At 47.9% G+C, this 22,030-nt stretch carries 13 protein-coding genes; 1 reads left to right on the forward strand and 12 read right to left on the reverse strand.

What is annotated here, in order from left to right; genetic code table 11:
* Positions 1–42 precede the first annotated feature (42 nt).
* From E0496_RS03310 to E0496_RS03325, 4 genes are all read right to left on the reverse strand, one after another.
* Positions 43–1,704, reverse strand: a complete 1,662-nt coding sequence (locus E0496_RS03310; protein WP_141500244.1) for an extracellular solute-binding protein — start codon at positions 1,702–1,704, stop codon at positions 43–45.
* A gap of 77 nt (positions 1,705–1,781) precedes the next feature.
* A complete protein-coding gene (locus E0496_RS03315) occupies positions 1,782–2,678 on the reverse strand; it encodes a carbohydrate ABC transporter permease (protein WP_141500246.1) in 897 nt (298 codons plus the stop codon).
* 34 nt (positions 2,679–2,712) lie between these two features.
* On the reverse strand, positions 2,713–3,669 hold the full coding sequence (locus E0496_RS03320; RefSeq protein ID WP_141500248.1) for an ABC transporter permease: 957 nt from the start codon (positions 3,667–3,669) through the stop codon (positions 2,713–2,715).
* A gap of 227 nt (positions 3,670–3,896) precedes the next feature.
* A complete protein-coding gene (locus E0496_RS03325) occupies positions 3,897–4,115 on the reverse strand; it encodes a YheC/YheD family protein (RefSeq protein ID WP_141500250.1) in 219 nt (72 codons plus the stop codon).
* A gap of 191 nt (positions 4,116–4,306) precedes the next feature.
* On the opposite strand from E0496_RS03325, the gene E0496_RS03330 reads away from it, so the two are divergent.
* Positions 4,307–5,614, forward strand: a complete 1,308-nt coding sequence (locus E0496_RS03330; protein ID WP_141500251.1) for an ArnT family glycosyltransferase — start codon at positions 4,307–4,309, stop codon at positions 5,612–5,614.
* A 672-nt stretch (positions 5,615–6,286) separates the two neighbouring features.
* On the opposite strand, the gene E0496_RS03335 is transcribed toward E0496_RS03330, so the two are convergent.
* The 8 genes from E0496_RS03335 to E0496_RS03370 form a co-directional block, all read right to left on the reverse strand.
* Positions 6,287–7,165 carry a carbohydrate ABC transporter permease gene (locus tag E0496_RS03335; RefSeq protein WP_139992086.1) on the reverse strand — a complete coding sequence of 293 codons (879 nt, stop codon included), beginning with the start codon at positions 7,163–7,165 and terminating at the stop codon, positions 6,287–6,289.
* A gap of 91 nt (positions 7,166–7,256) precedes the next feature.
* A complete protein-coding gene (locus tag E0496_RS03340; protein ID WP_139992159.1) occupies positions 7,257–8,117 on the reverse strand; it encodes an ABC transporter permease in 861 nt (286 codons plus the stop codon).
* Positions 8,118–8,432: 315 nt separating this feature from the next.
* A complete protein-coding gene (locus E0496_RS03345; protein ID WP_175598000.1) occupies positions 8,433–10,130 on the reverse strand; it encodes a type 2 periplasmic-binding domain-containing protein in 1,698 nt (565 codons plus the stop codon).
* Positions 10,131–10,233: 103 nt separating this feature from the next.
* A complete protein-coding gene (locus tag E0496_RS03350) occupies positions 10,234–11,874 on the reverse strand; it encodes a response regulator (protein WP_141500253.1) in 1,641 nt (546 codons plus the stop codon).
* Between the two features lie 19 nt (positions 11,875–11,893).
* Positions 11,894–13,618 (reverse strand): sensor histidine kinase, encoded by a 1,725-nt coding sequence (locus E0496_RS03355; RefSeq protein ID WP_141500255.1) that lies wholly within the window; start codon positions 13,616–13,618, stop codon positions 11,894–11,896.
* A gap of 227 nt (positions 13,619–13,845) precedes the next feature.
* Positions 13,846–16,161 (reverse strand): beta-galactosidase, encoded by a 2,316-nt coding sequence (locus E0496_RS03360; protein ID WP_141500257.1) that lies wholly within the window; start codon positions 16,159–16,161, stop codon positions 13,846–13,848.
* Positions 16,162–16,378: 217 nt separating this feature from the next.
* The gene (locus E0496_RS03365) at positions 16,379–18,382 is read right to left on the reverse strand and encodes a glycoside hydrolase family 2 protein (protein ID WP_141500259.1); all 2,004 of its coding nucleotides are present in this window, start codon (positions 18,380–18,382) and stop codon (positions 16,379–16,381) included.
* Between the two features lie 86 nt (positions 18,383–18,468).
* The gene (locus tag E0496_RS03370; RefSeq protein WP_241674544.1) at positions 18,469–21,810 is read right to left on the reverse strand and encodes a DUF5107 domain-containing protein; all 3,342 of its coding nucleotides are present in this window, start codon (positions 21,808–21,810) and stop codon (positions 18,469–18,471) included.
* Between the last annotated feature and the right edge of the window lie 220 nt (positions 21,811–22,030).

A 22,030-nucleotide genomic window follows, 5' to 3' on the forward strand; every position in this document is an offset into this window, starting at 1 on the left:
AAAAAATCTTAGTATACCCGTCGTTTTATATATAGCTATCGCTTATTGCGCTTTCATTTTTGCAAGGTTAGCTTGCCATTTCTCGGTTTTGAATGCAAGCAGCTTGTCATAGCCAGCAGCCTGAGCATCCTTTTCCGCTTTATCAAGAATGGAGATGACTTCTTCATCGTTCTTCGCGAACAATGCCTTCGCTCTCACTTCAAGGTATAGATCCTCGATACGCTGGCGGATGATGCCTTCCTCTGTATCCGACTGCGGATCAATGTTAATGAATTCCGTTGCGTTCGATTGCGTTTTCCAAGTGACTTCGCGTTGGTAGCGCGTCGACCAGTTTTGCTGCTCAACCGGCAGCGATTCTTCAAACTTCGCTTTCGTTGTATCCAGAAATACCGTGTTGCCTACCCAGTTCAGGTTAGTCGTAATCGCTTGCAGCTTGCCAAGCTCGCCTGCCTCGGACGTGTATTTGTCCGTAAAGATCGGTGTCTCGCCGTCAGCTTCCACGCCATCCCAGTAGATGCCTGGAGGGCCCCACATCAATGCGCTTTGTCCTTCAGCACCAGTCAGCCAATCGTAGAATGCGAAGATGGCTTCTGGGTTTTTCGCTTTTTTCGTAATAACGGTAACGTTCCAACCTAGCATACCATAAGTACCAGGGAAAATTTTATCTTTGTCCAAACCTTCTTTATGAATCGGCCAGATCATGAAATAACCAGCTTCCGGATCGTTTTTCACGAGTTCCGCATGGGCTTGCATCGCGATTTCCGTCGGGCTTGCCGCAGCGAATACCGCTACGCGACCTGTCATTACTTTTTCCGTAATTTGATCGATTGTTTGCGTCATTGCATCCTGCGTGATCAGCTTCTCGCGGAAGAGCTTCGCCGTATATTGCAGGGACTCGCGGTATTGCGGGTCAAGGAAGATTGAAGTCAGCTTGTCGCCGTTTGGCACGGCACGCATGCCCGGATACTTCTGATCGTTCTCTTTGAACGCGGAGTACAGGACGTCAAGGCCTTGGCCATCCTTCGCCAAATGCGGCTCGTAAGGAACTACGTTCGGATATTTCTCTTTCACAAGCTTCAGGTAGCTGTAAAGATCATCCGTCGTTTCAAGCTTCGGAGAACCTAGCTCCGCATATATCTTTTTGTTTACAACGTAACCAGAGTTGCCGTTTGGCTGCTTCGTATACCAGTTAGGGAACTGATAAAGCTTGCCATCCTCGGAACGAAGCATATTAATGCCTTCTTCGCCCAGCCATTTCTTGAGGTTCGGATATTTATCCAAATAATCGTCGAACGGAACTAGCATGTCCGCGCTGCGGAGCTTCTCTACATCTACACGCTCCAGCCAGATTGCATCAGGCAAGTCCCCAGTTGCAATCATCGTGTTCAGCTTCTGCGGTGCCGCGCCGCCAGAGTGGATCGGCTTCACGTTTACTTTCTTCGTATCTCTGATCCAAGTACTTGTAATATCGCCGCCCCAAGCCGGCATCGTGTACCAGTCGTAGTGGCCATAAAGGGTAAAATCAAGTTGCTCCTTGCCTAGCTCATAGACTGATGCGGGGGTAATGCTGTTATTTTCATCCGCTTTGTTGCTTGGCGTTTCTCCGCTTCCGGATTTGCCGCTGTTACCGCTGCAACCTGCCAATAAAGATACGGCCATAAAAGCAGAAACGAGTGGGACTAGCAGTTTACTTTTTGCTTTCATCTGTTTTAAATCCCCTTTCAAGCTCTTTTTTATATGCTCAAAGCTTTCGCTCTAAACGACTTTTCATACTTTGCCGACTATTCCTTTAACGAACCGACGAGTACACCCTTAACGAAATATTTCTGAACGAACGGGTATACCATAATGATTGGAATGGTAGCGACCATCATCGTCGCCATCGACAGTGACTTGCTGGTTACGGTTCTCATCTTGGCCATTTGACCCTGAGCCGCTGAATCCAGCTGAGACATCTGATCCGAGACGATGTTGGAATTCAGAATTTGCTTCAGCATCGTTTGTATAGGGAGCAGCTTCTCATTGGTAATGTAGATACTTGGTCCAAACCAATCATTCCAATGAAAAACCGCGGTAAATAACGAAAGCGTTGCGATAACAGGCCCTGAGAGCGGAACGACGATCCGGAAAAAGATGCCCCAGTTGCCGCTGCCGTCAATTTTAGCCGATTCTTCCAACCCTGCAGGCAAGCCTTGGAAAAAGGTGCGGAAAATGATCATATTCCATACGCTAATCAACGACGGGATAATGAATACCCAGAATGTATTCATCAGGTGAAGCTCACGGATCAAGAGGAAAGATGGAATTAATCCGCCGCTGAAATACATCGTAATAATACACAAAATCATGTAAAATTTGCGTCCCATCAGCTCTTTTTTCGAGATGCCGTAAGCAAGTATGGCTGTAAAAAGAATAGAGGCAACCGTACCGACGATCGTCCGGGCGATGGAGACAAAGAAGGCGCCAACAAGCCGCTCATCCTTGAAAACAATCCCGTAGTTCTCCAGCGTCCAGGCCCGCGGCCAAAAGGTGACGCCGCCCATCGCCGTATCGATGCCCGCATTAAAGGAAATGACCAATGCGTTCCAGAAAGGATAGAAGGTCATAAAAGCTAATAATGTAAGTATGATGTAGATCGTGACCGTCATCACGCGGTCTCCAAAGCTGAGCCTGATCACTGCATCCTCCGCCTTTCCGGGCTAATTCTTTTGTTTACCATAAGCTGCTGCCGGCCCTGCGTGCCAGATAGTTTGCCATCGTCAGTAGTCCGACGCTGATTACTGCTTTGAAGAGGCCAACCGCAGTGGCGTATGAATATCTTGAGCTTTGTATACCGACTCGATAAACATAAGTGTCGATAACATCCGAGACATCCCTCAGTACGGGATTTACAGCTAGCAGGAGAATGTCCTCGAAGCCTGCGTTCAATAGATTGCCAATGGCCAAAATCATGAAAATCAGCACAACTGGCATAATCGAAGGCAGCGTAATCAGGAAAATTTGCTTAAACTTGCTCGCGCCATCCATCGACGCCGCTTCGTACATGCTTGGATCAATGCTAGCGATAGCAGCCAGATATACGATGGAGCCAAAGCCGATTTCCTTCCATACGCCTGTCGATACGAGGATCGACCAGAACATTTCCGGAAGCGACAGGAAGTTGATAGGCTCCTCAATAAAATTCATTTTCTCAAGCAAAATATTAACGCTGCCATTATCCGTCGAGAGCATCGACATGATCAGTCCTGCGACGATAACCCAGGACATAAAGTGCGGCAGATAGCTGACCGTTTGCACAAGTCGCTTGAACATCATGTTTTTCACTTCGTTCAGCATAAGCGCCAGCACGATAGGCGCCGGAAATCCGATGCAGAATTTCAGTAAGCTAATGATCACCGTATTGCGCATGACCTTGAAAAACTCCGGCGAGTTGAAGAACATGTCGAAATGCTTTAACCCGACCCATTCACTGGCCATAAAACCTTTAAAGATGCTGTAATCTTGAAAAGCCATCAATACACCATACATAGGAATATAGCTAAACACAATGATAAGCAGCAATGCAGGCAACACCATCATTTGAATGTCCAACTGTTTCACAAATCGCACAAACGCATTTTTAGTTTTGGGTTTCCGTATTAGTTCTTTTTCAATGGAAAGCTGTGCCACTCTTCAATCCCCCTTGCTCTTGTTGTTCTTCTTGTATTTTATCGTTATACCAATTCGACTAATAGCTAACTGAACAACTAAAAATGATACTTTTCAATCATCGAGGTAAGCGCAATCATTTATTTATGCAAAAAGCAGCAGATCGGGGCTCTTATCCCTGATCTGCTGCTTGGGGGCAGCTATTTGGCGTCCCGCCTGCCGTAGCTGGCTGCGAAATGCTTCATTTTTTAGTAGGCTATGAGGTCAAGCTTCTTAAGAGCATGGAATTGCGGATGATTCGAATTCACTTCGAGCACCCACAACTGTTGTTTTTTATCATAGGCGAAATCGATACCCATTTCATGCATGCCCGAGCGCTTCTTACTGAGCGTGCGAGAGACGGCTAAGTATTTGCATACACGCAGCTTTCCTCTTATATTCCGGCTTGCGTATTTTTTCTTATACACGTTGCGCTCACCTCATCTTACTGTATGTAAAGAGGTATTCTAGCAATTGTACGGGAGTGTACAGGAGGCTAAAATAATCAAATCATTCCTGTGGTGATTTGGAACATTTTTGGCAATTTATACGTTATACTTATCCGTAGGGATGAATAGGCCCTGTTACAGTGAAATACAATTTGAGAGGTGTGTCTTTTTTGTTTAATCTAAGCCAAGTATCCAAGCCTGTTAAAACTGCCCTTTGGGTGATCATTGCTTTCGTGATAGCCGTCAGCTCAGCATCCGTACTAATTTATGGAGATCATTTTTTGCTGGGCTCTTATGAGAAGCTGAATAATGATGATGTAAAATACGTGAACAGCGCGAAAATTTTATTGAACCAGCACACGCTTGCTTACAACAGCGGCGAATCGCCGTCCACCTTCATTATGCCCGGCATGCCCTTTGTGCTCGCAGGCTTGATGCTAATTTTCGGACAAGGTGAAGCCGCCGTCATTGCGTTCCGCCTTTTACAAGTGCTGCTGCAGGCCTTTTCTGTTTATCTGATTTTTGTGATCGCCAATTATATGTTTAACAGCAGAGCCGCTTTGATCGCGAGTATCGCGACCGCGCTCTACCTGCCTAATTATTTCTCTTCCGGCGTTATCTTGTCAGAGACCTTATTCACGACCATCTTTATCTTGTTGATCTGCTTCAGCCTGATCGCCTTGAAGAGCAATCAAACCAAACATTACATCATCGTCGCTATCCTTGTTATCATGGGCTGCTACTTTAAACCGCATACGGGACTCTTTCCGGTCGTGTTGTTTATTTTATGGCTGTTCAATAAAGTTTCGTGGCAAACGATCGTCAAGCATACCGTTGTCATTTCCATTACGATGGTGCTGCTGCTCTGCCCCTGGTGGATTCGCAACTACGTCACCTTTGATGAGTTTATCCCGTTCACCAAATCAGCGGGCAACCCAATGCTGCTTGGCGCCTTGATCAATAATGCAGCGCCAGCCCAGCCTTTCTTTGATGCCCACCCGGAATACGCGGGCGATCGCGCCAGCTTGTTCGTCGGATCGGACGACGCCATGGCCGAAACCGCGCAAAAAATTATGCGCTATGGCTTTGCCAACCAGCCGATGGATTATTTGAAATGGTACACCATCGAAAAAGTAAAAGGGCTTTATCTCGGACCTTACTATTGGAGAACGGTATTTGATATCCCGCTCGCGTTTGTCTATACCATCCATGTCATCGCGACGCTGATCGGCACTTCAGGCCTTATTTACCTGCTTGTAAAGACCATTCGCAAACGCAATATCCCTTATCTGCTTCTGCTTCTCACGCTGACCTATTTCACCGTAATCTACATACCGTTCGTGGCCTTCTCACGGTATGGCTATCCGAATTTGTTTATTCTCTTCCTGGCAGGGGCCTTCTTCGCTGATAGGATGTTGATTACTTGGAGGGAGATGCGCTTGGCAGCACGGGCTGAAAAGATGGGGACACCTTTGTAAAGGTGGGCCAAACTTATTGTGCGCAACCAAACCACTACCAAACCTTCAAAGGCGTTTCGAACCCACCCAAACCCTCCCTTCCAAGGGAGGGCCCCGAGGCGCTGCGCCCTCTGGACTCCTACACCTGAAGTAACGTTAGATTCACTCTGGCGCTCCATCGCAATGTTTGCGGTGGAGCGCTTTTCGTCCCTACGGGACACGCTATACTTAAATGGTGGAGAACAATTGATTCGTTACTTTGAAAGAGTGACTTGGATTGAAACGTATCAGCTTGAAATAGTAGAGCGATATCCTACCACGTTGAGGGAGAAGAGAAGAAGTCCAAGATTAGTTACTTTATAGGTCTATATTTGTTTCCATTTGAGCAAGTTTTGGCTGAAAGTGCTAGGTTCTTTCTTCGAGCTGTCAAGTTTCTTTGAAGCATTTTCAATAAACAGGATTTCCTACCGTTAATTAAGGTCTTATGCCCTCTTTCCATTTTTCGGGAGACCTTTAGCGGGAGAAATTCCCGTTAAGTTGGTGCATTGTTGCGGCGGCAAGCTCGCTAATTTCGAAAGAAAGTCAGCTTCTAGTGGCGTTGTCCTACCTAAGCCATCTGCAAAAGTTGAATAACAAAACAAAAGGCACCCCTTATAATGGGATGCCTGTTTGTTTTACCCTGTCTAGGCTACATTACTCCTTAACCGAGCCCATGACCAAGCCTTTGACGAAAAACTTTTGCAAGAATGGATAGACGATTAGGATCGGGAGAGCGCCGATGAAGATTTGGGCTGACTTTACTGTTTTTTGCGAGATGAGTGCAAGATCTGCCGGATTGATGCTCATCGAGCTCATGTCGCGCTGAATAATAACGGTTTGAAGGAAGGTCGCCAGCGGATAACGCTTCGGATCGCCAATATACAGCAAGCCGTCAAACCACGAGTTCCAATGAAACACCATGCTGAACAAAGCGAGCGTTGCAATTGCTGGAAGAGATACAGGCAAGTAGATACTGAACAATGTACGGAAATGGCCCGCTCCGTCGATTAGTGCTGCTTCCTCCAGTTCTTTTGGTACGCCGCGGAAAAAGTTAAGCATCAGGATGGTCAAAAATACGTTAACTGCTCCTGGAAGCACAAGGACCCAAAAGTTGTCCATGAGCCCGATCTTTTGAATGACCATATAGAATGGGACAAGTCCCCCATTGAAAAGCATTGTGAACACGAACAGCCACGCGTATACATTACGACCACGGAAAGCCGAGTTTTCCTTAGACAGCGGATATGCAGCCAGGAAGGATAACAGCAGCGTTAGTAGTGTGCCGATGACGGTTCTCTTTACCGCGATCCACATCGAGTTTAGGAAGATTGGATTGCTTGTTGTTTTTTTGTACGCTTCAAGCGTAAAATCAACCGGCCACAATCCAACGATATTGGCGTCAGCCGCCGCTTTGGCACTAAGCGATACCGCGAATACATGCAGCAATGGAATAACACATAGGAGCGCCAAACCGATCAATAGAATCGTATTAAACGTATTAAATATCCGATAGGATGATGATTTATGATACATTCAGCATAACCTCCGTTTTCAAGCGTAAACGGCTATTGCGAGCCTTAGGCTGCAGTAGCTCGTTTCGCGATAAGACATGAACCTCGCTATGTTAAAAAATTCTATAATTCGCTAATTTGTAAGCCAAGCGATAAGAGATGACGACCAGAATGAAGCTGATCACGGACTTGAACAGCCCGATTGCGGTACCGAAGCCCATTTCGCCATTGAGTATCGCGGTGCGGTAGACGAAGGTGTCGATGATGTCGCCCTTTGCGTAGACCAACGAGTTGTACAGGTTGAAAATTTGGTCGAAGCCCGCGTTCAGTACATTGCCTAGCGCAAGCGTACCTACTACAATCGCGATCGGGATCATGGACGGAACCGTAATATGGAGCGTCTGCTTCCAGCGGCTAGCGCCGTCGACCTCGGCGGCTTCGTAAAGCGACGGATTAACGTTGGCGAGTGCAGCTAAGAAAACGACCGTGCCAAAGCCGAACTCCTTCCATACATCCGAGAGGATAACGGTAAACCGGAACCAGTCTCCATTGCCAAGGAAGAAGATCGGCTGGATGCCGAACACGCCCGTGAGCAGCCGGTTTACGAGCCCGCCTTCCGTGGACAGCAAATCCGTAAGGATGCCGCCCAAGATCACCCATGACAAGAAGTGGGGCAAATAGACTAGCGTCTGAACAAATCGTTTTACAAGCTGCTTGCGGATTTCATTCAATAATATTGCGAATACGAAAGGCGCAAATAAATTCAGCACCATTTTGAAAATAGCTATAATTAACGTGTTCCAAATGACCTGCAAGCTGTCTTCCCTCTCGAACAAATAACGGAACTGATCGAAGCCCACCCACTCGGAGCCTGTCAGGCCGAGCCAAGGTTTATAGTCCTGAAAGGCCATGACGAGCCCGCCCATGGGCAAGTAGGCGAAGATGATTAGAAAGACGAGGGATGGAAGCACCATGAGATGAAATGGCCATTGTTTTATGAGGTAATAAAACAGCGGTTTTCCTTTTAATTTGACAACAGTTCCTGAGGTGTCGTCCGGTTGAAGCGTTTGCTGCTGTGGCATGTTTGTTCCTCCCGCTGGATGAAATGTAGAACGCAATCAGCCTCTCTCGAAGCGCGTATGCACGGCGTTCCTTCTATAAAAATTATATCAGCGCGGCAAAAATCGAAGTAGCTAACAAACCCAACATTCATGGCACAAATGCAACCACTTTTTCGAAAAACGCAAAAAAAATACGGCCCCGCAAGGGCCGTATTTCAAGCATTTCGCTTATTTCGCTACGTTTGAATACCACTCATTAACTTCCTTCGTAATATCGTCGCCGCCGGAGGATTTCCAGCTTTTCACGAACTCATCGAACGCTTCCGCAGGCTTCGCGCCATAGATGATTTCATTGAAGGTTTGGGCTTCAATTTTTTTCAAGTAGTCCATGCGTGATTTCATCGTTTTGGTGGAAGGACCTACAAACATATCCTTCTTCGAAATGTCCTCTTGCTGCATGACAACCGTTGCGGCAAGCGCCGTTTCTGGACCATATTGCGCAATAACCTCTTTCTCGCGGTACGTGGTTGCTTCCTTGCCTTCAGCTAAGTTAAGCAATGCTTTGAACTGCGCGTCAGGAATACGTGCGCCGTCACGAACGATGAAGTAACGAAGCGGTGCCGTAATTGCGCCGCCTGGCACATCATCCAAGTACAGCGGGTTGCCGCTCGCATCAAGCGCATAATCATAACCCTCGAATGCGCCTAGCTCAAACGGGCTGCCTTCTTGCGGATCGGCAAGGTTCTCGAACAAGTAGTTCTCGTAAGTAAAGAACGCTTCCGGATTTTTCATATCTTTGTTGATCAGAATAACGCCATTTACAAAATGAGTGCCATGACGCATCGCCGTGCCGTCTTCTCCTGTAGGAATCGCGTATGGTTTCCATACCGCGCCCTCTACGTTTTTGGCTGTGTCCAGCAAAGGCCAGCCGCTCATCCAATATGGCCCAGGAATAATCCCAGCCGTTCCGGCTACAGCCGGCTCGGACGTTTTGTTCTCATCCCAAAGCGCTGCTTCTTGCGGGATATACCCTTTGTCGCGCCATTCTTTCAGTTTGATCAGGCCTTGCTTGATGCCCGCGTTCGTGGAGCCGTATTCAAGCGTTCCGTCTGCTGCTAGGTTCCACTGTGATGGCAGTGTTCCGTAAGCGCCAAATACCCAAGAAGGGTCGCCCATCCAAGTGTTCATCGATGTTTTAAAGCCCACGCTTAGCGGCACGACTTTGTCCGGTGCCAAGCCTTGCGGGTTGTTGTTCTTGAACGCTTCCATCACGGCTTCAAGCTCAGCGATCGTTTTCGGAGCTTGCAGATTCAGCTTATCCAGCCAGTCTTGACGAATCCAAAGCAGGTAATCCGAGTTGTATGCGTAATCAAGCAATGGAATACCCATACGTTTGCCGTCATTGACATAAGCGTTCCATACGCCCGGATCAAGGTTCATCGCAGCTTTCCATTTCTCGCCAGCATATTTATCGAATAGCGCTCCAGCATCCTGGAACATGCCCGAATCAATTAAATCCTGCGCAAGCAGCTTGTCATTGACAACGGCAATGTCCGGCATTTTTTGGCCAGAGGACATCGCCAGGCGCATTTTTGTAGCGAAAGCTCCATTGGTATCCGTTACGGACCATAAGGAATCTACTTTAATGCCAAGCGTATCAAGCGCCCATTTCGTCGCCACGTTATTTTCAATCGTTTCGCCTTCGCGGAACGTAAGCGCCGGGTCTACGCCCCAAGCGGTGGAAATTGTTACCGGAGGATCATATTTCTCTTTGTAAGGGTTTTCCTCATTGCCCACAGCAGCATTGCCATTCGCCGTATTCGACGGCTCAGCCTTGTTGCCGCTATTGGAACAGCCGACAATGGCTGATACGATAAGAAGCATACATAGCGTAAACGTGAACCGTTTTTTGGATTTCGTATTCATTGTAATCCCCCTCATGATTATGTTCTACATGTTCAATTATAGGGGGAGCCGCAGCTCCAGCCTATGACACAAAGCGAACATATCAGCACCTTTTGCAACTACTTTACTGCTCACGGAACTCCTGAGGTGTCATCCCATAATACTTTTTGAACGTTTTGCTAAAATATTGCGGATTCTGATATCCGAGCTCGCTCGTAATCTCATAGATCTTCTTGTTCGTGTTCTTGAGCAAATAGAGCGCCCGCTCCATCTTCATCCCGATAATCCACTCGCTTAGACTTTCTCCCGTTTCAGCTTTAAATACTTTCGAGAGATATACCGGATGCAAAAACACGCGGTCTGCAATCGTCTTTACGGTCGTATCCTGACTTAAATTGTTCGCAACAATTTCCTGCACTTGCTTGACGATGAAGCTCTTTGCGCTCTCCTCATTCACGGACAGCTCGCTCTCCAGCTTTCTAAGCACGCCGATCGCCCAATCCTCTAGCCGCTCTGGTGACAGCACCACCATCTGGTCCAAAATAAAATCGATCCCCAGCTCGTTGATTTGAGATACATATTGTCCTTGTCGATGAGCGATATACATAAAGGCATTCGTTAGCGCCAAATAGACCTCATACAGATGCTCTCTGGAATAACGCGTTTGCTTCAAATCGGCAAATACATCCTTGATTTTCTGCTCAACCGCATCCCATCGTTTCGATTCCAGCAAGGTGATCAGGGTTGGCGGCTTATATAAGCTCTCCATCGATTTGACGAAGGTATTGTCTTTGCCTGCCCGGTCCTCCAAATAATGAATCGCATGCTGCTCTTCATTGGCAATCAGGAACATCGCGCCAAGCCCCGAACGATATGACGTCGTAATCGCCTCCGGGAACTCAAACCAATCGGTCACGACGATGGATATATCCCCTTTGAGGTAGCTGCTGACGTTCGTACGGAGCTTCTTCGCTGCTTCAGCCAGCTTAGCTTTCCGCAATTGCCTGCTCTCCAAGCTATAAACAATCTTCTCGCCGGGCTCGGATTTGGGCTGGGCCATAATGAGCAAATATTCATGCGGCGCCTTGCAGTGCCACACATGGAAGTCGTTCGCGAACGACTCCTCCGCAATATTGCCAACCGCAAACTCCATCAGCGAGACAGAGCTGTAATCCAAATGTGAAAACTGCTTGCCCAGCTGTACGAGCATCATCACCGTCGGCCGTTCCATAACAAGCGGAATCTCATACTGCGACAGCTTCTCCTTGATCGTCTTCGGCGATAGCTGCCTGCCGAGCACCAAGTCCACCATAAAATTCGCCCGCAGCACTTTAAAATCGGACTTTCGGTCGTACATCAGCTGCTGATACTTTTCCGACTGCTCCCATTCATCCTTGAGCGCCTCAATAGCGCCTGACACAGTTTTCACAAATTCATCATCGTTCACCGGCTTTAATATATAATCAAAGGCCTGCAGCTGCACCGCTTTTTTGGCATATTGAAAATCAGAATGCCCCGTTAGCAAAATACATTTAATATGCGGCCACCGCTCGCCAATTTCCTGAATAAGCTCGAGCCCATTCATTTCTGGCATCGCAATATCGGTCACGACGATATCAATCGCATTCTCCTCCAGCAGTTCTAAAGCTTCGAAGGCAGATGCTGCCTGATACACGCTTTTCACGCCAAAAGAGGACCAGGGGATCGTTTTCTCCAAGCTCCCCGTCACATAAGACTCATCATCTATTAATAAGATTTCAATCATTTGATTTCCCCTTTTCTATCTAAGCTGTTGACCAAGTAATGGTGACTTTGAGCCCACCAAGCCCGGAGGAAGCAAAGCTCACCCCCGCCGTGCCGCGGAAGCGCAGGTGCATACGCTGATGCACGTTCCAGAGCCCACAGCCCATTTGCTCATCCATCTGGTTTTGCATTTTACGCTCCAGAATCATAATATCCTCGGTACTCATCCCTCTGCCGTCGTCCTCAACAATCAGCCTTGCCTCATCCTCATTCCATTCCCCTGTAATCCGAATCACCGATGCGTCCGACCATGCCTCTATGCCATGAATGACAGCATTTTCGACCAGCGGCTGCAGCATCAGCGGCGGTATATCAAGCTGCCTCATTTCCGAAGGGACAGTAATCGTGTAATTTAATCTCGCCATACGCATTCTCTGGATTTCTAGATAGCTGCTCACGAAGTTGATTTCCTCGGACAACGAGACCAACTCACGCTCTTGACGCGTCGTGTACCGGTAGTAATTAGACAGATGATGCGACATCGCAACCACGGCCTCATTTTGCTCCAGCTTGGCCATACTCGAAATAAAAGAGAAGCAGTTATAGAAAAAATGCGGATTAATTTGCGATTGCAGCTGCTTTAACCTGGCTTCACGCACATGAATTTTCTCCAGATAGACCGTTTCGAACAGCTCCTGAATTTGCTCCACCATGAGATTGAAGCGCGTATACAAAAATCCGAACTCACTTTTGCCGCGCGGCTTCATGCGGATGGAATAATCACCGTTTTTCAGCTTCTGAAAACCGATAATGAGCCGTTTGATTGGTACTTGAACCTGCGCGTAAAGCAAGTAGGCGGCCGTACAGCATAGCAGCAGCAGTCCAGCCATCGATATGTAAAACAGCTGGTTTGTTTTTTGGATCGGACGGATAATTTCAGAAATAGGAATGTAATCGATTAAATACCAGCCGATCGTCTCCGACTTCACGATATTGACCAAATACTTCTCATTCCCTACCTTCAAATTCCGGCTCTCCATATCCTGCAAAGGCCCGCTGTTCAACAGATCAATGACATGGTTCGTCAGCTCCTTGTCCGCCGAGCGGTTGTAAATGACACCTATATCCTCCATATAATAAAATGGGTCCCTTCGGCCGTCGCTCTTGAACTTATCCAACATGTCTTTAATGCTCGAGCTGTAAAACTGCACCTCGATAATCAGATTGGAGCCGCTCGGGTCCAAGTAGCTGGAATAAGGCGTTACCGCATAGCGAGAGAACACGAATGGCCCAGTCTGGCTGTCCTCCGTCGGCTTCACTTGCCAGCCGGGCTTTAATCTTTGCTTCAGATCTGCATCGTCATAACGAATGACATCATTATCTGATATGTCTCGGTGCAGCATAGGCGAATAAATATGAAGGCTGCTCCGCCATTTGGATGAGTTTTGCTGGATCGCAAGCTTGGTCTGAATTCGCTTGATCAAGGTTGTCAGATCCAAATTCAGCACGGCCGTCTCGGCAAATATATCCCGAAGCGAGGCAATATCCGGGTCCTGAATAAGCAAATCCGGCCAAAGCGCCATGGAATCAATGCTTGTATCCACCTGGTTTTGAAAAAAAACAAGCTGGTTCGTATTGGATTTGTTCAGCTCCTCGCCCAATATATCCGTACTCGTTTTATTAGAGTAGAAATAAAAGAGCATAATCGGCACGAGCATAATAATAATCAGCGCAACGATTTTCGTAAAAAGATTTATTTTCGGCATAATGGCTTCGCACCTTTGCATGTCAGTCGTAGGGCTGTGGCTCCATCGTCTTATCGCCCTCTTCACCATACGTGTACCTATCATTCAATTCAAGCAGCAAAATTGAAATGTTTAAGCTGTTTTTGCAACCATTTTGCTTGGCCTGACCTCATTATTGACATCGATAAACCAAAAAAACCGAAATTTCGGCATAATTGCCGAGATTTCGGTTTGCATAAGGTCATGAATTAATGAAACGCTTTGTACAATGCGGATGTGTAATAAGGAATCGAATCGATGCGATGGAAGATCGCAATCTCCACACCCTCAAACCGCTCCACGAGTGCCTGATTGACGAACGTGTGAACCGTTCCTTTACGAAGCGGCGTGATCGACAAATGAAGCTGCTTGTTCTCCAAATCATCCTTGAACTGCTTCAGTCCGATCGGCCAAGCTTCTCCATAATGGATATGATCGGTCAGCAGCTGATTATCGAGATAAGCGCCGGCAACATCTCCGTCGTATTCAACCTGCAGGAACAAATCCGATACTTGGCTAGGCCAATTCGTGTCCACTTGGACGAGCGCGCTTCGCTCAAGCGGCTTGTTCACTGTAAGAGACGGCGAATAGACTGGAACTTCTATATTTACAGTATGGAACAATCCATCCTGCTGGCCGGTGGATGTGCCCTGACTTGCTAGCAAAGCGCCGTCCGGCAATGCTGGGCAGATGGAAACGCTCCAGCTTGCGCTGCCTTCGGAAGTAGATACTAACCGCTCATCCTTGATATAAAGACGACTGTCGCTGAGCACAAGCCTTTCCTCACCCCAAATGCGGAACTTATACGTTGAGAGCGCCTCATCACGGGATAGAACAATCACTTTCACCTGCTCACCGCTTATCAGGTTTAGCGTAATGGTATGCTGCTTGCCGATTTGCGGAGTAACCACAATAAAACTTTCTTCAAGCTCAACCGTTGCTGATTCAATAGAGACAGCAGCAACGGTGGAACGGCTGAACACCAGCTCTGGCGCAAGTCCTTGCTGTGCATAAAAAACAAGGAGTGGTATTCCATTCACGTTCAGCTTGGTTAAAGGCTGAACGGTAGCCGTTACAAGCAGCGCGCCCGCAAGCTCTAGGTTAAATGGAAGCACCGCACTGACATCCCGCTTCAGCGTAAGCGTGCCATGATGAGGGAAGGCCACCTTGCCCTTCGCTGTATCCAGTTCAATCCGAACGTTTTCCCGATCTGGGAGCTCCAAATGATCTTGAAAGTTATTCAAGAAGAGAAAGCCTGATCCGTCCTTCTGACGCACACACCAGCGCATCGACTCCATATCCTCAGGATGGATGCTGTCTTGTCCTTCAGGCAATACCGTTCCCATCGGTGCAAGTATGTCTCCAAATGCGTCCATGAATAAGGAAAGCGAACGAATCCGGTCATAGGATTTGCCGACGCGTCCGAATTCGCCAAGCGGCGATTGATAATCGTAGGTGATTTTCGGAAGGCCATATTCATTGAGATAACCATGCTTGCCCTGTGGATTGGAGCCGCCATGATACATATAATAGCCAAGCAGATTGCTGCCGCTTGCCAGCTTCACGAGCGTCATCGCCTCGACGCTTTCCGGGCTGACGTTCGGACGGGCTGTATAGCTGACCTGCATGCCGCCAGCCATCTCGCAATAGGCAACGGGATAGTCCAGCGTATCGTAATTGACGCCTTCCGCCGGCTTGACATGAAGATCACGGTAAATGTATTCACCGCTTGGCGGCTGATTCGGAATCCATGGCGTATAGGCGTAGCCTGCCAGCATCGGCAGCGTATCCGTCTCGGGCACGGCTGCTCCGCCCCATGCGGTTGCCGTGAAGAACATTGGCGTCATGCCTGCTTCCTCCGCTAGGCGGCGAAGCTCAGCCAAATGCTCGTTGCCGCCTTTGCCCGAAGACATAAATACGCCTGCTTTGTAGCCCCAGGAATCGAGCGGTGCGCCGCAGTGCATATATTCGTTTTCCAACTGCACTGCAATAACGGGTCCGCCCTCCTCGAACATGGCCCCCTTGACCTGCTTCGCGATTTGGCGATACAGGCGCTTCGCATAAAATAAATACAGCTCGTCATTGGAGCGTATTTCAAGCGGCTTGCCGAACACCCAATCCGGAATGCCTCCGTTTCTGACCTCGCCGTGGCAGAATGGTCCAATACGCAGAACAAGCGGCAGCTCCAGCTTTGCGCACAGATCTACAAAATGCCGCAGATTCCGATTGCCGCTCCAGTCGAAGATTCCTTCTTCTTCCTCATGGTAGTTCCAGAAGATATACGTCGCGATGACGTTGACGCCGCCTGCCTTCATCTTAAGCAGCTCTTCCTCCCAGTGGAGATAGGAGAAACGAGAGAAATGAAATTCACCTACAACAGGAATAATCGGCAGCCCGTTGCGCAGCATGTAAAAATTCGTAAATCCGAAGCTCTCCCCTTTCGGGTTCGTGCCTTTGCTGCCTGACAGCTTGCCCGGCTTAATTTCTTTGTTCGGACCATCCAGCTTTAACGAGTACGTGGTCATATGAGAAATGCCTCCTAATGTGATCAATCGTCATCAATTATTGTATTTGCAAACCAGCATCGCAGGCAGCGCAATGCCTTCTCCATTCCGAGCGCTGGCTTGCTTCAAACGCTAGCTGCACGAGAGAGTACCTCCAAATCGCTAATAGTCGTACTCTCTTGCTATCGTATCAAACCCCTAACGCTGCATATAGGGTACATTCACAACATATTGGTTGCTAATCCAACCTTACTTCCCTTTCTAGCTGCTCGCGTACCGAAATCGGCAATAAACCATTCGCAGCGGAAAATCCGGTAGGCCTGTTAATGGAATAGAAACAAGTGTCTAGCAACGACGCCTTGTGGATGGGCAGTGACAATTGGCAGCTTTCGCCTGGAGCCAATGGTGGAATATCTAAAATCGTTTCCGTACCCTCTTCCATAGCCAAAACCAATTGATATCCGCTAATCGAATAGCTTGGAATATCATTTCGGTTGCCGAGTACCACTGTTAACGTCTGATCATCTTCCCTAAACACTTCTTGCAAAGAGAGGGGGGCACCGATTTCTCGAAGCGCTTGATAGGATGGCTTCGGCTTGCCGTATACATCGGTTGTGCCATGGACTCTTTGACGCAGCCTTCCAGAGCCTTCCTCCCCCATTTGCGTGCGATAGTCATTTAAACTGAAAAAAATAAGCGCGGCTATCCCTTTATGCTTCCGGTATTCTTTGGTCTTCTCCTGCAAAATCTCAATGCGTCTAGGGTCCCCGCCTGTGTACGCCGGCTCACACAGGCCATATTCGGCCACGACTAAAGGTTTATTGGGATAGGCTTCGTCGATGCTATGAATGACCTCCTCCATATCCAGTTCCCCATGCCAAGTACCGATGTAATCATTCCACATCAACAAATCGCCGACGCCAGTCGCATCGCTTTCCGGCTTGAAATGGACCGAGTTGCTCACATAATTGATGAGTCTGTTCCCGTCGAGCGTAAGAATATATTGCTTCAATTGTTTCATATACCTGATCGTTTGCGCATCCTGCCCATTGACTTCATTGCCCATTCCCCATGCATAAATGCAAGGATGATTGTAATGCCTCGTAATCATCTCTTCTGCATGCTGCTTAGCGATGACAAGCAAATGGTCATCGGGCTCGCTAGGCTGCTGCCAATGGGGGATTTCTTCTTGAACTAGCAGCCCGTTGCGGTCGCACCAGTCGAGCAAATGACTGCTTTGCTGCCAGTGGAATCTTGTTATGACACAGTTAGCATGCTTGATTTGCTTCAGAACCTCGATGAGATCAGCTTCCGTCTCCGCCATGCCTTTGTCTGGATGCGAACCAGGCATCCATTCCACGCCCATTAAGCGGACAGGCTCACGATTAAGCAGCAGCTCGTTTCCAACCGTCTTAAGTTCACGAAAGCCCACATTCAAACTAAGCTGATCCGTTGCAATTCCATCCGATAAAAGTATGATTTGGACCGTATACAAATGAGGGTGGTCAAAATGCCATAGCTCAGGCTGCGCAATGACAAGCGGCTTCAATCGAAGCATGCCTTTATCCGCCAATAAATCGTACTCGTCGCTCGCAACGAGCTTGTCCGCGCGCCAAATCAACATTTTCAAGGTGATTGGCAGGTTGTCTTCGTTCCCTTTCCCCCATAACCATGCTTCGCCTTGAATCGTTCCTGATTCTACAGCCTTACTATGATCAGTAAAAAAAGGAATCGCATCGATTTTCAAATAATCGATAGCTGTCATTCCGGTCACAATTAACGATACGTCGCGGATAATACCGCCATCATCTGCCCAATCAAAGCTGTTACGAATCGGCAGCGCCAGTTCGCTATTTTCGTTATTTACGGACACGACCAATCGATTGGCCTGTCCATAGCGCACATAAGGAGTTATATCCAGCACAAAAGCCGTGTAGCCAGAGTGATAATGGGCACCCACCTTTTGTCCGTTCAACCAAACGTCTGCATCACGATAAATAGCATCAAATTGCAAACGAAGCAGCTTCCCTTGCCAAGCTTCCGATATTTCAAGTTCATAGGAGTACCATGCCAGGCCTCGATATTCTTCAAAACCTTGATCAACATTCCACGTATGCGGGATTTGCACGCTTCGTGCTTCCGGCAAGCCGGCATTATACCATTGCTGACTTATGCCTCTGCGATCAACATCCGTTTGAAACTGCCAAGCTTCTGTCAATCCAACGATGAGCCTTGTATTCATTCAATCCTTCCTCTCCATATGCCGCCTATCGCCAAACAAACATGCGGCGCTCAATTGGCGTGTAACCAATGAACACCGCTGTTATATTATTTTAAAGTCAGTCGTTTGTGGATAGCTGCCCCTTGATGGCTGCGATCCATCGCAATCGCAAGCTCAAATTGCTCACCAGCTTGCTGCTGCTGCTCTAGGCCAAGCAAGCCTAGCCCCATCATAAAGCGGCAATGAATGATGTTCCGTTTATTCAAATCTTCATCGAAGACGAGGAAATCAGGCAGCGATACAGCAAAATAATCGATTTTGACATCATCGAACAAATGCTTCTCTGCGAAATCAATCAGCTTGTTAAAGCGACGCTTCGCCTCCTTGCTGTTGTTAAGCTTTTGCCAAGCCAGTCCCTGATAAAAAATCATTTCCGGCGGCTGGTCATTATAATACATCGCGCTTGCCGGCTCCTCTAATCCTTGGGAAGCTATTCTGAATGCTTCCTCTGCTTCCGTTAACTGTCCAAGTCCCTCGAGAGCACAGCCCAGATAGTAATACACATTGTTTTCCTGTGCGCCGGCCAGTTTGGCTTCGCCCAGATTTTCAGGATTGGCTAGCGCTTTCTGAAGCAGTTGCTCCGCTTCAACATACTGCTGCTTGGATATTGCAATTTTCGCCAGTTCAACATGAGCAAGCACGTATTGACCAAGCGTCTTTCCTTCTCCGCCCTCCCATGGATGGAAGCTGCGTGATGCAAGCAGCGCGGCTGCTTCCTGATGGCGTCCCAGTGCATTGTGCAGCGTGACATATTCCAAATACAGGTCATCTCTCGCATGAACCAGCTCCCTATGCTGTTCCAGTGCAGCCAAACGCTGCTCCGGTTCGATGTCTATTTTCTTATAGAGCTGATCCAGCTCGTAGAAGACACGTGCATCGGACTGATCACAGGCAAAAGCGGCTTCAAGCGATTTGCGGGCTTTGCCTGCTTCGTTTAGTTTATTGAAATAAGCTAGCGCTAGATTACGGTGAGCCACAGAGTAGGAAGCATCCTTGGCGATGGATTGCTCCCAGTGAGTAACAGCATCTTGGTGGCGCTTCTTGTCGTAGTAAAAATTACCCAGGAAATAATACGCTTTGGCATCTTCCGGCCGCACTTCGACAGCATGTTGCAGAACCAGCAGATCAAACAAGCTGTTAGGGAAGCAATAATCTGGCGATGCTGCATTTCCAGCTTTTAAATACCGTGCCGCTAGCTCGCCTTGTCCACGTTTTCCATAACTGTATGCAAGGGCGAAATGAATCATAGGATATACGTTCGCATGCTCATCCGCCGCTAGAAAATGCAGCACTTGGTTCGCTTCCTCATACAAGCCCGCTCCTGCATAATCATAGGCAAGCGCCAGATGGTTATGGGCGTCTCCCCGCATAATTGCCATTAAGTCCTGCAGTGCTTTCGTCGCAATGGCTTCATTACCAGCTTCTTTGCTTGCCAAATACAATTCGTGATATGCCCCAAAATCAGCAATATCCAGCTTCAGTGTTTCGGTTGCATACGCCGCGGCTTCCGCTAACCTTCCAAGGCGCCGAAGCAGGGCAGTTTTCAGATCCCTCGCTTTGTAGTTGCGGGAATTACGGATCAATGAGCGCTCTGCAAGCTCAAGCGCTTCTTCATATGCGCCTTTCTCAGAAGCAATTTGCGCCAAAGAGAAGTAACCGCTGTCCTGCCACTCTGCTGACCAAACGGCTTTGTAAAAGGCAGCGAACGCCTCTTCTAATTTTCCTTGATGCTTTAGGGATACACCAAGCTGATAGTAAGCTTCGCTATCATACGGATTGGGGTTTCTCCAGGTAAGGCAGCTAATGGCTGTACGGAAATGAGCCTCGCTTTCGACGAATAGTCCCCTACGCAGCAGCAGCGTTCCATAGGCAACATTGATACGGATATCCGTTTCATCTCGTTTTAGTCCTTCCAAATAATAAGCTTCGGGCTCAAAGGTTGCATGGCGGTATTGCTCCAAATGGAGTCCTGCCAGATACAACTGCTCGTTTGTTTTCAGCTCTCGCGGCTCCGGTAGCGGCTTGGCTGCATCAGGCAGCTCTTCGATGCCCGGCTTCTTCGGCTGGTAACTTACGAGTACGCGGCCAGCTGCATCCTTAACTGTCAGCCGCAAATCATATTCCTGATCGTCTGCATGAAGTGGCGCATGCAAGATGAACGTTATGCTTGGCGACAAATTTGTAGTTTCCTCCACGTATACTCTTCGATTGCTCTTCAGCTCGATCGTCGCCCCTTCGACTAATGAAGTCGCATAGGCTTGAATCGTCGCTTTCGATTCCTTTTGGTCCACCTCTAAATTGACAGCCGCTTCAATGGTTGCGTTTTTGACGACGCCGATATTTTTGTAAGGCATAAAATATTGCTTAAATGATTTTTCTTCATAGGGCTGCAGCCATGTGAAATCTGGCTGATTATCGGTATATACGCCCGTCATGAGCTCGATGTAAGGACCATCCTCATCCGTTAAGCTGCGGTCCCATGCTTGGCCAAACTCTCCGTTCCCCCAGGTCCATTGCTTCTTGCCTGGCGAAATATGATGATTGGCTACATGTAGAAGTCCGGCTTGGACGGAATGATCATATCCGCCTACAAAATTATAGTCCGATTTGTAAGCCATGTAAGAGGTTGGAACCGGAATGTTTTTATAACGTGAAATATCGACACCGTCGGAATAATCCATCTTATAGTAAGTCCCTGTGGCGATCGGGAACTTCGATACATCACGTTTACCGTGGTCAAATACCGCATGAACATCCGGAGGAAATACGGATTGGGTATGGTCATTGACCGCAACCGCCGGGTTAGCCCACCATAGGAAGGTTTGCGGCTCAGGCGTACGATTGTACAGCTGGGCATGGATTTCCAAATAAGCTTTCCCCGGATGCAGTGTGAAGCCTGCAGTTACTTTCGTTCCATACATTCGATCAATTTCGCTTACCCACACAGTTGCACTGCCGTCCTCATTTTCCGCAAGGCGGTATTCTACGGGTCCGAAGGTATTCGGACGGTGATGCTGCGGCCAATTGAACTCGATTCCTCCCGAGATCCAAGGGCCAGCTAGGCCAACAAGCGCTGGTTTGATGACCTGATTATAATAAACAAAATCATATTGATTGGTTTTATCTACAGCGCGGTAGATCCGTCCGCCAATTTCGGGCATGATCTCAATTCGCAAATATTCGTTTTCAAGGATAATTACCTTATAGGGTTGTGGCACTTTCTCATCGTCAATTTTGTCAATGACCGGATGCGGATACACTTTTCCTGAACTGCCTTGATAGACCCGCTTCTCCAGGAACATTGGATTTTTATCTGGTTTGCCGACGCCATAGGTTGGAATTTGAACGACTTCCTCCCAAACGCGTGAACGCTCGTTCTTATTGCTCAATCTAATCACTCCTCTTATCAGTTAACGATCCTATAGCTATACATTACCGGAGAAGCGCTACGCTAGCCATTGATTATCCGCTGGTCATCATGGACAATATTCTGATTTTATTCAAGTTTTCATATAAGGGCATCCGCGAGTGCTTTCTCCCTGATTTCGTTCTTGCAATGATCCTTGCTTGACTTGAAATTTCACTATTCCACTCGCGGAAGGGCAATTT

The sequence above is a fragment of the Paenibacillus luteus genome, assembly GCF_006542765.1.
GTDB lineage: Bacteria > Bacillota > Bacilli > Paenibacillales > Paenibacillaceae > Pristimantibacillus > Pristimantibacillus luteus.

What these genes read in the sequence shown, in the direction of transcription:
- E0496_RS03355 (WP_141500255.1), bottom strand. Translation starts at nt 13,618, where the DNA reads ATGCCGAAAATAAATCTTTTTACGAAAATCGTTGCGCTGATTATTATT.
- E0496_RS03360 (WP_141500257.1), bottom strand. Translation starts at nt 16,161, where the DNA reads ATGACCACGTACTCGTTAAAGCTGGATGGTCCGAACAAAGAAATTAAG.
- E0496_RS03365 (WP_141500259.1), bottom strand. Translation starts at nt 18,382, where the DNA reads ATGAATACAAGGCTCATCGTTGGATTGACAGAAGCTTGGCAGTTTCAA.
- E0496_RS03335 (WP_139992086.1), bottom strand. Translation starts at nt 7,165, where the DNA reads ATGTATCATAAATCATCATCCTATCGGATATTTAATACGTTTAATACG.
- E0496_RS03350 (WP_141500253.1), bottom strand. Translation starts at nt 11,874, where the DNA reads ATGATTGAAATCTTATTAATAGATGATGAGTCTTATGTGACGGGGAGC.
- E0496_RS03340 (WP_139992159.1), bottom strand. Translation starts at nt 8,117, where the DNA reads ATGGTGCTTCCATCCCTCGTCTTTCTAATCATCTTCGCCTACTTGCCC.
- E0496_RS03345 (WP_175598000.1), bottom strand. Translation starts at nt 10,130, where the DNA reads ATGAATACGAAATCCAAAAAACGGTTCACGTTTACGCTATGTATGCTT.
- E0496_RS03310 (WP_141500244.1), bottom strand. Translation starts at nt 1,704, where the DNA reads ATGAAAGCAAAAAGTAAACTGCTAGTCCCACTCGTTTCTGCTTTTATG.